We start from the raw sequence: 14,148 nt of genomic DNA on the forward strand, positions 1-14,148 counted from the left end.
AACGAATGAAAACGATAGCGTTTATACCAGTAAGGGGAGGAAGTAAATCTATACCTCTTAAAAACATAAAACCTTTTTGTGGCAAACCTTTGGTTTGCTGGAATATTGAGGCTTTGGAAAGTTGTCCTTTGGTGGATGAAATAATTATAGCTACAGATAGTGATAAAATAGAGAACATAATAGTAGCGCAATCATATAAGAAAACTACTATTTATCGTCGTTCAGCTGAGAATGCTTCTGATACAGCAAGTACAGAGAGTGTGATGCTTGAGTATATCGACTATGCAAATCTCAATGAATCAGATATTTTTATGTTGGTTCAAGCTACTTCACCTTTAACAGAAACTCATCATTTTACAGAAGCACTATCTATGTATGGTCAGAACAAATATGATTCGATGTTGACTTGTGTCCGTAATTATCGTTTTTTTTGGCATGAGGATGGTACAAGTATGAATTATGATTATTGTAACCGTCCACGCCGTCAAAATTTTGCGGGTATGTTGATGGAAAATGGTGCATTTTATATTAATATGGTGAAAAATATCCTTGAAAATAGAAATCGTTTGAGTGGAGATATAGGAATTTATGAGATGCCTCAATATACCGCTATTGAAATAGATGAGCCTGATGATTGGATTGTGTTGGAAAAGTTGATGCAGAAGTATGTGCTTTCAAAAATTGAAAAATCAAAAAAGGTGAAACTATTTATTAGTGATGTGGATGGAACACTGACCGATGGAGGAATGTACTATGCTCAAACGGGATATGAACTTAAAAAATTCAATACTCGTGATGGAATGGGTTTTCAGCTATTGCGTGAAGCGGGTATTAAAACTGGCATAATAACTAGTGAAAATACTCGAATTATAGATAATAGGGCTAAGAAATTGAAGATAGATTATTTAATTCAAGGTAAGCGAGGAGAGGGCAAATTGGAGGCTGCAATGGAAGTCTGCAATCAAGAAGGTATATCACTTGATGAAGTGGCCTACATAGGTGATGATATAAACTGTTATAAATTACTTGATGCTGTAGGAATAAAAGCTTGTCCTGCTGATGCTTGTGAGAAAGTGAAACAGATAGATGGAATTCTATTGATGGATAAAAAAGGTGGAGAAGGATGTGTGAGAGAATTTGCTGAAAAAATAATTAATGCTATAGAATGAATTATTTAGAAGATAAAAAATTGCTTGAGTTGCGTTTTAGCAATGGTATGATGATGCTACCATTTATGCGATATAAATTATTATGCAGTAAAAATCAAGAGAATATAATATCTTCTGTAAAAGTTCCCGTTTCTAAAGGTACTATTTTGTTGAGACTATTTAGTAATCTTTCCCAAATAGGAGTGAAGAAGAAAAAGCTTGTTTTTTTTTCTTCCACTCTTTTTAATATAGAAGTGGAGGGTAAGAAGGGTACCTACTATAACTCTATGGATGGTTATTATTATGATTTGTTTCCTAATGATAGTTTGTTGATTGAAGATGCTGATGATGAATTTAGATGGCGAACTAAAGATTCTTATGAGTCAATGTCGTTCATAAATAACTATTTGTTATTCATTGCGTTTACGCTTAGTTGCCTTTTTAATAAGATTAAGCCTGTAAAAAGAATTGATTTTGAATATGTAGTTAAAAATTATCCGGGTCTTTATACTATTGAATATTTAGGACGTTTGGATTATTTTCATCGTATATACTACTTTTTGATTAAATGGCTATTGAAAAAAACAAAATGCAAATGGATAGCTGTAAATTGTGGATCATATGGTGAAACTTACGCTCCACTTATCAAGGCGGCTCATGATTTAGATATAAAGGTGGCGGAAATGCAACATGGGGCTATTTCGCAATCGCATTTGGGTTACCATGCGGACGATTTTATAGCAAAAGATAAGGAATATGCAACTTATCTTCCGGACGTTTTATATAGTTTCGGTGAATATTGGAGTCAATATGTAAATTGGAAATATGAAATTATTCCAGTTGGTAATCCTCATTTGAATCAATATATTAAACAATATGCCAATGAAGAAGTGATAAATGATTTTTTAATTATTTCCCAACCAGCCATACGAGAATATATATTGCCTTTTATAAAAGATTTGGCATCTCTTTACCCTGAAAAGAAAATTGTTCTAAGATTACATCCCCGTGACGTAGTTGAATTCTATGAAAAGGATGTAGATAAATATCCGAATCTTTCTCTATCATTTTCAGAAATCAATCTTTATAAGGATCTTTCTCGAACTCATTATGTTGTGGGTGGTTATTCCACGTGTTTATTTGAGGCGATGGCCTTTTATAAAAAGATTGTTATTATAGATGCTCCAATAGTACGTAAATATTTTCCTACGGATATTGGTGTTTGGGTGAAATCTGCGGCCGAATTGAGCATGGTAGATCTGGACAATTGTAATTCTGTAGATTCAAGTAGTTTGTGGGCCAATGGATTTGAGGAGAAAGTAAAGCAGACATTAAAGGATTATATTAAATGACATGGCAATAAATAAGATACTCAAAAATTCATCTTTATATACTTTTTGTGCATTGCTACAAAAAGGGACTGGCTTTTTGTTATTGCCAATTTACACAACCTATTTGAGACCGAAAGACTATGGTACAATGAATTTGATTACTTCCATTACTGGTTTTCTTTCCATTTTGTTTCTTGTTTCACTTCATGGAGCTGCGGCACGTTATCATTTTAAATATGTTAAGATTAAAGGGCAGGCTGTTGTTTGGGGTACTATTTTGTTGATGGTATTTTTCAATTCCATGTTTTGGGGATTATTTTTCATCCTTTTTCATGATTTTTTTCTAACTCCTTTGGCGGAAGGAATATCTTTTTATCCATTGTTGCTTTTAGCTATATTGGGAACGATGCTTAGTCCTTTGTATTTGCTTTATCAACAATGGCTTCAGTGTATACAAGATGGTACAAAATATACATTGAATTTGATATCCAACTTTCTGTTGCAGGTCTCTCTGAATTTACTCATGTTGATAGTGTTTCATCAAGGTGTTTTCGGTATGATACTATCTTCATTCATAGTTTCGGTGATTTTCTTCGTATACTCTATCATCAGCTTTTTACCTCATGTCACACTGCTAATCAATAAAAAGATGGCAGTTTCTGCCATGAAATATTCGATACCATTGATCCCTCATTCTGTATCAGGGTATTTATCGGTTATGTTAGATCGTGTACTTCTAAATAGGATTGTGGGGATTCAACAAGTTGGTTTGTATGGTATAGCAAATCAGTTCGGTAATATACTTAATTTAGTTACTTCAAGCATTAATCAAGCTTTTACTCCTTGGCTTTATCAAAAGTTGGAAAAGAAAGATGAATCATTGAGTTATGAACCAATATATAAGTTTGCGGAAATATCTAATGTACTATGCTGTTTGGCAGCTTTGCTTATAACTATGTTTTCACCTGAGCTGATACAACTCATGACAACAGAAGAATTCTATTCTTCTTGGCAACCTATTGTCTTTATAACATTTGGCTATGTATTAAATGGATTATATTTCTTTTTTTCCAAGTCTCTATTTTTATCTTACACTAAATATGTAATGATTATAAGTCTTTCTACTGTTTTTCTGAATTTTATATTTAATATAATTCTTATTCCTCATTATAATTATATAGGTGCAGGTTTGTCATTCCTACTATCACAATTTGTAAGTTCAATGCTTGCATTGATTTTATCGATGAAGTTGGTTCCTTATCTTAGATATCATTGGAAGAAAATGTATTTGACTTGTGTTGTTTTCTTTCTTTTGTGTACTATGATTTTTTTCCTTCAGCTAATAGATAACTGGGGGCTTAGGCTAATGCTGAAAATAATTTTTACACATAGCATTGTTGGTGCCATATTTTATCTTTATAGAGATAGTTTGCGTTTATTCAAAAATCAAATATTCAAAAAGAAATAAGCATATATGACCGTACGCTATTTATCAAGGGATGATTATGAAGCGTGGAATCGCTTTGTGAATCAATCTCCTCAAGGGTTCATTTGGGATTATTCTTGGTGGTTAGAAACAATAACAGATGGAGATTATAAAATTTGTGCACTGCTTGATGATGATAATCTAATAGTCGCTGGTATATCATTGCCATTTTTTTCTACAGGCACTATTCGCCAGCCTTTATTGACTCAGTCATTGGGTATGTTATATGAGGATATGAGCAAACGTAATAATATGCGTCTTCAAAAACAACTTACTAATCAAAAGGAGTATTCTAATCAAATTGTAGATTTTGTGCTGAAAGACTTCAAACGATTTTCCATCTGTTTCAACTACAATTACGATTACTGGTTGCCTCTCTACTGGAAAGGTTTTAAGCAAACTACCCGTTATACTTATGTGATAGACTATTCCAACTATGTACTTGAGGAGGAATTCAAACGTTTCAGCAAAGGACACAAATGGATTTTGAATAAGGTAGAGAAAAAGTCGGATTTGAGAGTCGTCAAGGTGGATGACGTAGAGGAGTATTTAACAGAATCTGATAAAACGTATCAACGGCAAGGGGTGAGCAAACCTTATTCTAATGAAATGGTTCGTAGGCTCCATAACGAGGTGATGAAGAGGGGTATGGGGACACTGCTGAAAATTGTTGATGGCGAGAATCAGACACATGCCATTGCTTTCTATCTTCATAATAACAGAGAAGTATATTATTGGTTGGGAGCGAGCGATGATAAATTGCGCGATAGTGGAGGGCATACTTACTTAACATGGTATGCAATTCGGTATTTTGCCGATAAGGTGCGTTTTTTTAATTTTGGCGGTTCTATGATAGAGCATGTAGAACGTAATTTTCGCAATTTCAGTGCTATCCCACGCCAGTTTTTTGTAATTCAATATGGATTTGATACGGCATGGGAAGAATGTAAAATGGCTATAAGAAAATTATTGGGAAGAGTATGATAGTACGATCACGTCCTGATATTGATGAAAGACTATTATTGGCTCTATTGAACAATAGGGATTTGCAGGAAAGTCCATCCCAACCAGAAAATCTGTTTTTTTTCAATAGTGGTTCGTCCTCATTAAGATTTTTTCTGAGTCTTTTGGGGAGTGGCAAACGGATAGGGCTTCAAGTCTTTACATGCTCTACAGTATTAGAGGCCGTAAATACATCTGGTTGCATTCCGGTATTTATGGATATTAATAAGGACTTCTTTACAACAACTATTGATATTGTTAGTCAACATATACATTCGATTGATGTACTTGTACTGACTCACATTTGTGGTATTCCAAATCCTGATTATGTTGAAATTAAGAAACTGTGCAAAAACCATGGAGTGGTTTTAATAGATGATCTTTGCCAAACTTTTAGGGCGAAAGTATCAGATAAATGTTTGGAAGATTTATCTGAAAATTATTTTTATAGTTTCTTTTTTGATAAGCCCATAGCAGCGGCCTCTGGAGGGATGCTTAAAGTATCAGCCGATTTGTCTCAAAAAGCATTGTTAGCCTATAATCAATTGCCTAAAGAAAATAATTATATTGGAAAGAAATTACTGAACAAATTGTATTGGATGAATAAACTTCTGGATCCACAGTTTTATGACCGTGATTTCAGAACAGGTACGATATGGGATGATTTTTTACTGGAGTACTATCCTCTTTCTTTAAATATAAAGTATCTTCACTGGCTATTGTACTCTAAAATAGGTATTCTTTTCGCAAAACTAAGGCTAAGAGGAGGTAGTAGCCCAATTAAAAGGATGTCTGATATTCAAAGGAATTATATTCTTCAGCAAATGACACAGTTTACTTCGACTAATCATAGATTGGTAGATTATTGTTTGAAACACAAGATAAAATTGCCTTCGTATCTCACTGACGAAAGGATAGAATGTTCCCTTGGTAAGCGTTGTTTGATTGAGGATAATCTTCAAATTGAAAAAGAAGGTAAAGAAATAGCTTTGTATAATTGGCCAAACTTAATATGTAAGAATAAATTGGAATATCCTATAGCTGCTTCTGTTATTGAAGACTATGTAAATCTGCCTATATGGTATAGGAATATATAATAAATAAACATTTTACACATAATGGACTCAATAAAAATTTGCGTAATCGGTCTCGGTTATGTAGGGCTACCTTTGGCCCGTCTTTTTTCCACTAAGTATCAAACCATTGGTTTTGATATGGACCAAAAGCGTGTGGATTACTTAATGTCTGGCCATGATTCTACATTTGAAGTGTCTGATGAATTGTTACAAGATGCCATTTACAATCACGGGTTTATATGTACTACAAATATGGATAAAATTCGTGACTGCAATTTTTATGTGGTTGCAGTTCCTACTCCTGTGGATGACAATAATCGTCCAGATCTTCGTCCTTTATGGGGAGCCAGCGAGACGGTGGGTAAAGTTATCAAGAAAGGTGACATTGTGGTTTATGAATCTACTGTTTATCCTGGGGTCACTGAGGAGGAATGCTTGCCTGTGGTGGAACGTGTATCAGGTTTGAAGTTTAATGAAGACTTCTTTGCCGGTTATTCTCCCGAACGTATCAATCCCGGAGATAAATTTCATACGGTAGAGAAGATAAAAAAAGTAACATCAGGTTCTACTCCGGAGATTGCAGATGTTGTGGATGCGGTTTATAATTCGGTATTGGTGAATGGCACTCATAAAGCGCCAAATATCAAGGTGGCGGAAGCATCGAAGATCATAGAGAATTCTCAGCGTGATGTGAATATCGCTTTTATGAATGAATTGGCGAAGATATTCAATGCAATGGGTATTGATACTAATGATGTGATAGAGGCTGCTGCCTCTAAATGGAACTTTATCAAGTTGAAACCGGGCTTGGTTGGTGGACATTGTATAAGTGTGGATCCTTATTATTTGATTCAGAAAGCACAAGTGTATGGCGTGCTGCCCCGTGTGATGTTTTCTGCACGTCGCTTGAATGACGGTATGGGTGATTATGTAGGCAATCAAGCGATAAAGTTGATGAACAAGAAAGGGGTGTTGGTTAAGGATAGTAAAATTTTGATTTTAGGTTTCACATTTAAGGAAAATTGTCCGGATGTGCGTAACACCAAGGTTATTGATATATACCACACATTAGAGGAATATACAAAAAACATCACCGTATATGATCCTTGGGCAGATGCTGATAGGGTTAAATATGAGTATGGTGTGAATTTGTCTGCCAATTCGTTCGATTCATTGAAGGGAAAATTTGATGCCGTGGTATTGGCTGTAGCTCATAAAGAATTTGTGTCCATTGATATACGCTCATTTCTGAAGGATAAAAATGGGGTAGTATATGATGTAAAGGGTGTTTTAAATAGAGAAGTAGTTGATGGAAGATTATAAAAAGAAGCCTATTATCTTATATGTTACACACTATTCAGAACTTTTAGGAGCTAATCGTTCACTTTTATCAGTTGTAATAGCTGTAAAGAATAAGTTATGTTTTGATCCGGTAGTATTAGTCCCTTTATATGGCGCATTAACAAAAGAATTAGAAGCTTATGGCATCAAATATTATGTATGCCATTTTAGAGCCTCTACATTTGATAGGAAAAACCTTTTCGATGTAATGAAAGGTTGGTTACGTGAAGTAATTAATTTCTCTTGTGTACTTTATTTTTTTTATAAGTTCCGGAATCAGAATATTGCACTGGTTCATTCCAATTCTAGTGTTTTGAATGTAGGTGCTTATTTGTCTGTTTTATTACGAGTTCCTCATATATGGCATTTTAGGGAGTTCGTGAAGCAACATTTTCATTGGTCTTATAATTGGGGGGATTCTTATCAATACTGGTTATATGCAAAGTGCTCAGATTATATTGTGGTAATATCAAAGTCTTTAGGTGAGTATTGTGAAGAAAAATTATCTAAGACAAATATTGCTTTAATTTATAATGGCGTTGATATAAAATATTATGCTTGTTTATCTGATGAAAAAACAATATTCAATATTGCTTTAGTGGGTATAATAAGTCCGGGAAAACATCAAGATATAGTTATACGAGCTGTGGCTAAATTGGTAAATGAATATAAGATAAGAAATATCCATTTGCATATTTTGGGTGCATTTTCAGAAGATCAGTCATATGAAAAACTAATTAAAAGGTTAATTGCCGAATCTGGTATTTCACATTATGTTTCCCTACATGGTTATTGCAATAATGTCAGTGAGCATTTAGCAAAATGCAAGATTGGTGTACTTGCTTCTGAGTATGAAGCTTTTGGGAGAGTTACTATAGAATATATGCTATCTCGGCTTGTACCTGTCGTTAGCAATTCCGGTGCTAATATAGAGATTATTAGAGATGGGGAAAATGGTATGATATTTGAATTGAATAATATTGAACAGTTGTGTGAAAAATTGTTGCATTTATTTGATTCTCCGCAGCTTATAGCAACACTATCAGAAAGAGCCCAATTAGAAGCAAGATCCAAATACACGATAGAAAAAAATGTAGAACACATAATGAATTTATATGAATTTGTTTGTGAGAAAATGTAGCAGACTTAAAATATTTGATGTTTTAGTTGTCTTGTCTGTCTTAACATGTTTTACTTCTGCCCCATATATCGGGTATTATTTGTTTGGACATTCTTATGCATTAGTTTCTGGTGGCTTATCAATAGGTATTTTTTTGTTGGCTTATTGCTATCTTGATAGCCATATAGATATTTGGATGAAAGTTGTTTTGGTATTTATGTTATCATTTATATTCTATGGATGTTTAATGATTGCAGTGGCTCAAGAGTTATCAGACTTTCGTAAAGATGTCGGAATGACCATGAAATGTATTTATGTATTAGGAAGCTGTTTAATTATAAGGAAGAAATATGAAAAATATCTAAATGTGTTTATGAAAGTGAATGCATTAACTGTATTGATGTCAATAATTTTATTTTTAATATTATTGATAGGAATACAATGGCCTTCCATAGATTTTCTAAAGCAGGATGGTCGTATGCATTATTTATACTTTCCTCTTGGTGCAACTAATGCTCGTTATTTATTTGGTAGCTTCACTTTTATTAGAGTTGCGGGTTTTGCAGATGAACCGGGGGCATTAGCATTAATCCTGATATATTTGTTAGTATTAAATGAATTCACCTTTAAATCCAATAAATATAGAATTATTTTTTTTATAGGAGGAATCTTAACATTTTCTATGGCTTTTATTATTACTATAGTTCCTATTTTATATTATTGGTTTAGAATTGGACTCTTTAAAATTAATAAATTCTTTGTTCTTGGAATGCTGTTTGTTTCTCTGTCAATCTATTTTGTAATTCAGAATGATGACATTAATAAAGGATTAGATACACTTATTTTTAATCGTTTTGAGAAAGATGCTTCTGGTAATTATAATGGAGATAATCGGAGTTTTGCAATACCTCTACAGAAACTGGCTTTCCAGTCTTCTCCTATTTTGGGAGTTGGCTTCTCAATAGATAATGTTTATAAATATAATTTAGGATACCCATCTTTCTATTCATATTTAGCTATGCATGGATTGTTTGGTTATCTTTTTTTTATATTCCATTTTTATATATAGCAGTAAAGTATATTAAACGTAATGAACTTTTGTTGTTATTGGCTATTTCTTTAAATTATTTACAACGGCCTTCTATAGAGGAAATGTTTCCTCTAATATGCTTCTCCCTTATTTTTTATTCTTCAAGCACTACATTCAAATTGAAATATGATAACGGTAATAATAGTATCATTAAATAGTGGAAAGACAATAGGTTCCGCAATTTCAAGTGTTTTATCCTTAGATATACTTAATTTAGAATTACTTGTTATTGATGGAGCATCTTCTGATAAGACTTTAGATATTTTAACTCACTTTGAGAAAATGGTAAATTTAGGGTTGTATGGTGAAAAAAAAATAAAATGGATAAGTGAAAAAGATACAGGCATATATGATGCAATGAATAAAGGGATTAAAATAGCAAGTTATGATTGGGTGTATTTTTTAGGTGCAGATGATTGCTTGCTTCCTGACTTTGGTAAAGTGATAAATGTATTAGATAATGCAAATAATATATATTATTTTAACTGTTATATGTCCGCTTTGGGTAAAAAGCATGATGGATATTTTAATGCTTACAAATTGAGTTATAAAAATATTTGTCATCAGTCCATAGTTTATCCTAAAAAGTATTTATTGCAGTATCTTTTTAATTTGGATTATAAGATAGTAGCTGATTATTTCTTGAATTTGCAACTATGGAGTAATCCTCAAATAAAGTTTATATATACACCTATAACAATTGCTGTCTTTTCCGGTGATGGAATAAGTAGCAATAACATTGATTCGAAATTTTATGATAATATCTTTTCTATCATGAAGGCCAATTTAGGATTACGCTATGCTATATATGGGAAAATAGTATATGTATTACATCGTTTTTTGAAAAATAGATAATGTTTGATTATAGACGTAAATGATTTCTGTTTGTATTGCTACTTATAATGGAGAGAAGTTCATAAAAGAACAGTTGGATTCTATATTGAATCAATTATCTGATGAAGATGAAATTATTATTTCAGATGATTCATCGACAGATGGTACTATGAATATTATTAGTTCATATCAGGATAGAAGAATAAAGATATTTCCTAATCAGAAATTTCATTCTCCAATATACAATTTTGAAAATGCAATTAATCACTGTAGTGGAGATTTTATATTTCTTTCGGATCAAGACGATGTTTGGCTTCCTGATAAAATTTCTGAAATATTACCTTATTTGAATAAATATGATTTGGTAATGTCTAACGCTAGAGTCGTGGATTCTTCTCTGAGAACTTTAAAAGAAAATTTGTATGATAGTGATAATATAATGGGATCTTTATTCTCTTACATATTGAAGAACCCTTATACAGGATGTTTAATTGCCATAAATAGAAGATGCTTATCTTACGTTCTACCTTTTCCTGCTAAATTACCAATGCATGATATTTGGATAGGTGGATGTTGTCAATTGTTTTCTAAAGTATTCTTTTTAAATAAAAATCTGATACTCTTTAGGAGGCATGAAAATAATGTGAGTTGCGCTTTTGGAAAAAGTAACTTACCATATCTCTATCGTATTCAATATAGAGTATATGTACTTTTTTGTTTGATAAAGAGGTATGCTGACCACTATTATTTTAGTTCACATCATAATTATTAGTGTTAACAAAAATACGTTTTTATGAAAATCTTAATAATCGGTAGTTCAGGTTTTATTGGTACTAATGTAGTATTAGCATTTAAAGATCGATTTGACATTTTGTGTATTGATTTGCAACCTCCTAAAGTTAAAGTGTTGAATGATGTTTGGATAAAAGTTGATATAACTGATCTGAAGGCTTTTAGACAAGTTGTAGTCGAATCTAATCCTGATTATATATTGCATTTGGCAGCCCGAACTGATTTGGATGGAAGAGAATTAGGAGATTATGCGGCTAATATTGTGGGAGTACGCAATTTAATGAAAATAGCAAGTGAGCTGACTTCATTGCGGAAAATAGTGATTACTTCTTCTATGTTGGTTTGTCATACAGGGTATTATCCTAAAAATCAATTTGATTATGCTCCTTCGACCATGTATGGGGAAAGTAAAGTTGAAACCGAAAATGCAGTGTGGAATAATAAACCTCAATGTGATTGGGCTATTATACGTCCAACATCTATTTGGGGACCTTGGTTCGGAGTTCCTTATCGAAACTTCTTTGATATGGTGATGTCTCATTGTTATTTTCACATTGGTAGAAAAAGTTGCACCAAAACTTATGGATATGTGGGTAATGCTGTTTATCAGATAGAACAGATTTTATTTAATGAAACACGTGATGAAAATCGAAAAGTGTTTTACATAGGCGATAATCCTCCGACTAATATTGAGGATTGGGCCAATGAAATTGCTGATGAACTTGGCTATAAGGTCAAGAGAATACCTTGGTGGTTATTGCGATGTGTTGCATGGGGCGGTGATTTATTGAAACAGATTGGTATATCTTTTCCCATGACTTCGTTCAGACTGAAGAATATGACGACGGATAATATAATAGACTTGTCTGCTACTTACGAAATAGCCCCTAATCCTCCTTATTCACGGAAAAAAGGTATAAAGGAGACTTTGAAATGGTTGGAATCAACACTTCGCTAACATGAATATTTCTATTATAACTATCACTTTTAATAGTGCTATAACATTACATGATACCATTCAGTCCGTTTTATCTCAATCTTATCCAAATATTGAATATATAATTATAGATGGCGATTCCAAAGATGATACGGTAAGTATTATTAAGGAGTATGAATCTAAGTTCAATGGGCGTCTGCACTGGATAAGTGAACTGGACAAAGGGCTTTATGATGCCATGAACAAAGGCATACGGATGGCTACCGGTGACATTGTTGGTATCATCAACTCCGATGACTTTTATCATCGAACCGATGTAATAAATAAAGTGGCAGAGGCGTTTCAAGAGGATGGGATTGAGGCAGTTTATGGAGATGTACGTTTTGTAAATCCGGACAATTTGGATAAAACGGTACGTTACTATTCTTCTAAGAACTTTTCTCCCAAACTTTTTCGTTATGGCTTTATGCCTGCGCATCCCACCTTTTTCACTTACCGGAGATACTTTGAGGAATTTGGATATTACAAGACGGATTATAAGATAGCCGCTGATTACGAGTTATTGATACGTTTCTTATATACTTATAAATTGAAGTCGAAATATTTGCCTTTGGATTTCATGAAGATGAGGACGGGAGGTGCGAGTACGGCTTCCATTAAAAGCAACATACTTTTAAATAAGGAAATAGTACGGGCGTGTAGAGAAAATGGCATATGGACTTGCATGCCATTATTGTTTTTGAAGTATTTTATAAAGATATTTGAATTGATATTTACGAGAGAATAGTTTTATGATATGAAAAAGATAGCATTAATCACCGGTATTACCGGTCAAGACGGTTCCTTTTTGGCTGAATTCTTAATAGAGAAAGGTTACGAAGTCCATGGTATTCTTCGCCGTTCTTCCTCTTTCAATACGGGTCGTATCGAACATCTTTATCTGGATGAATGGGTGCGTGACATGAAGAAAGACCGCTTGATCAATCTTCATTATGGGGATATGACGGACAGTAGTTCACTTATCCGGATCATTCAGTTAGTTCAGCCGGATGAGATATACAATCTTGCTGCCCAGAGCCATGTGAAGGTCAGCTTTGATGTACCCGAATATACGGCGGAATCGGATGCTGTGGGTACGCTCCGTATGTTGGAGGCTGTCCGTATTCTTGGTCTGGAGAAGAAAACAAGGATTTATCAGGCTTCCACTTCCGAGCTTTTCGGTAAAGTACAGGAAGTTCCTCAAAAGGAAACGACTCCTTTCTATCCCCGTAGCCCATACGGAGTTGCTAAACAATATGGCTTTTGGATTACCAAGAATTATCGTGAAAGCTACGGAATGTTTGCCGTAAATGGTATTCTGTTCAATCATGAGAGTGAACGGCGGGGGGAGACTTTCGTAACCCGCAAGATTACTTTGGCTGCCGCTCGTATTGCCCAAGGCTTCCAGGATAAGTTGTATCTTGGCAATTTGGATGCTCGTCGAGATTGGGGGTATGCTAAGGATTATGTGGAATGTATGTGGCTGATTCTTCAGCATGATACTCCTGAAGATTTTGTGATAGCCACGGGTGAGATGCATACTGTGCGTGAGTTTGCTACTTTAGCTTTCAAGGAGGTTGGCATTGAACTTCGTTGGGAAGGTGAAGGCGTGAATGAAAAGGGTATTGACGTGAAGACCGGGAAACCGTTGGTTGAGGTTGACGCTAAGTATTTCCGTCCTTGCGAGGTTGAGCAGTTATTGGGTGATCCTACAAAAGCCAAGACATTGCTCGGTTGGAATCCTACCAAAACAAGCTTTCCGGAACTGGTAAGAATAATGGTGGAGCATGATATGCGGTTTGTGAAAAAACTCTATCTGAAGACACAAATTAGTAAGTGAACCAAAATATTGGTTTGAAAGTTTGAATATTGGAGTAATAGCAGTAACTTTGCAGTAAAATAACATATCCTTTTATGAATAAGAGTGTAGAACATAAGCCGATATCCGTCTT

General features: G+C 33.9%; 13 protein-coding genes. All 13 read left to right on the plus strand.

What is annotated here, in order from left to right; all coding sequences use genetic code 11:
• Positions 1–5: 5 nt before the first annotated feature.
• The 13 genes from BACHE_RS10675 (at position 6) to gmd (ending at position 14,036) form a co-directional block, all read left to right on the plus strand.
• Entirely contained in the window at positions 6–1,169 is a 1,164-nt protein-coding gene (locus tag BACHE_RS10675) for an acylneuraminate cytidylyltransferase (RefSeq protein ID WP_013547714.1), read from the plus strand.
• On the plus strand, positions 1,166–2,500 hold the full coding sequence (locus BACHE_RS10680; RefSeq protein ID WP_013547715.1) for a hypothetical protein: 1,335 nt from the start codon (positions 1,166–1,168) through the stop codon (positions 2,498–2,500). Before BACHE_RS10675 ends, BACHE_RS10680 begins: the two co-directional genes overlap by 4 nt.
• Position 2,501: 1 nt before the next feature.
• Positions 2,502–3,947: a lipopolysaccharide biosynthesis protein gene (locus tag BACHE_RS10685; RefSeq protein WP_013547716.1), complete on the plus strand. Its 1,446-nt coding sequence runs from the start codon at positions 2,502–2,504 to the stop codon at positions 3,945–3,947.
• A 6-nt stretch (positions 3,948–3,953) separates the two neighbouring features.
• Complete coding sequence (locus BACHE_RS10690) at positions 3,954–4,949, plus strand: GNAT family N-acetyltransferase (protein WP_013547717.1); 996 nt, start codon at positions 3,954–3,956, stop codon at positions 4,947–4,949.
• Positions 4,946–6,064 (plus strand): DegT/DnrJ/EryC1/StrS family aminotransferase, encoded by a 1,119-nt coding sequence (locus tag BACHE_RS10695; protein WP_013547718.1) that lies wholly within the window; start codon positions 4,946–4,948, stop codon positions 6,062–6,064. The genes BACHE_RS10690 and BACHE_RS10695 overlap by 4 nt, the downstream gene beginning before the upstream one ends.
• Positions 6,065–6,085: 21 nt before the next feature.
• Positions 6,086–7,366 (plus strand): nucleotide sugar dehydrogenase, encoded by a 1,281-nt coding sequence (locus tag BACHE_RS10700; protein ID WP_013547719.1) that lies wholly within the window; start codon positions 6,086–6,088, stop codon positions 7,364–7,366.
• Positions 7,353–8,525: a glycosyltransferase family 4 protein gene (locus BACHE_RS10705; protein WP_013547720.1), complete on the plus strand. Its 1,173-nt coding sequence runs from the start codon at positions 7,353–7,355 to the stop codon at positions 8,523–8,525. Before BACHE_RS10700 ends, BACHE_RS10705 begins: the two co-directional genes overlap by 14 nt.
• Positions 8,500–9,573, plus strand: coding sequence for a hypothetical protein (locus BACHE_RS10710; RefSeq protein ID WP_013547721.1), 1,074 nt, complete (start codon positions 8,500–8,502; stop codon positions 9,571–9,573). The genes BACHE_RS10705 and BACHE_RS10710 overlap by 26 nt, the downstream gene beginning before the upstream one ends.
• Positions 9,574–9,720: 147 nt before the next feature.
• Positions 9,721–10,449, plus strand: coding sequence for a glycosyltransferase (locus BACHE_RS10715; protein ID WP_013547722.1), 729 nt, complete (start codon positions 9,721–9,723; stop codon positions 10,447–10,449).
• A gap of 19 nt (positions 10,450–10,468) precedes the next feature.
• A complete protein-coding gene (locus BACHE_RS10720) occupies positions 10,469–11,200 on the plus strand; it encodes a glycosyltransferase family 2 protein (protein WP_013547723.1) in 732 nt (243 codons plus the stop codon).
• Positions 11,201–11,221: 21 nt separating this feature from the next.
• Positions 11,222–12,178, plus strand: coding sequence for an NAD-dependent epimerase/dehydratase family protein (locus tag BACHE_RS10725; protein ID WP_013547724.1), 957 nt, complete (start codon positions 11,222–11,224; stop codon positions 12,176–12,178).
• A gap of 1 nt (position 12,179) precedes the next feature.
• Positions 12,180–12,944 (plus strand): glycosyltransferase family 2 protein, encoded by a 765-nt coding sequence (locus BACHE_RS10730; protein WP_013547725.1) that lies wholly within the window; start codon positions 12,180–12,182, stop codon positions 12,942–12,944.
• Positions 12,945–12,953: 9 nt separating this feature from the next.
• Entirely contained in the window at positions 12,954–14,036 is a 1,083-nt protein-coding gene (gene gmd / locus BACHE_RS10735) for a GDP-mannose 4,6-dehydratase (RefSeq protein WP_013547726.1), read from the plus strand.
• Positions 14,037–14,148: the final 112 nt, after the last annotated feature.

It is taken from the genome of Bacteroides helcogenes P 36-108 (assembly GCF_000186225.1).
GTDB classification, from domain to species: Bacteria; Bacteroidota; Bacteroidia; order Bacteroidales; family Bacteroidaceae; genus Bacteroides; species Bacteroides helcogenes.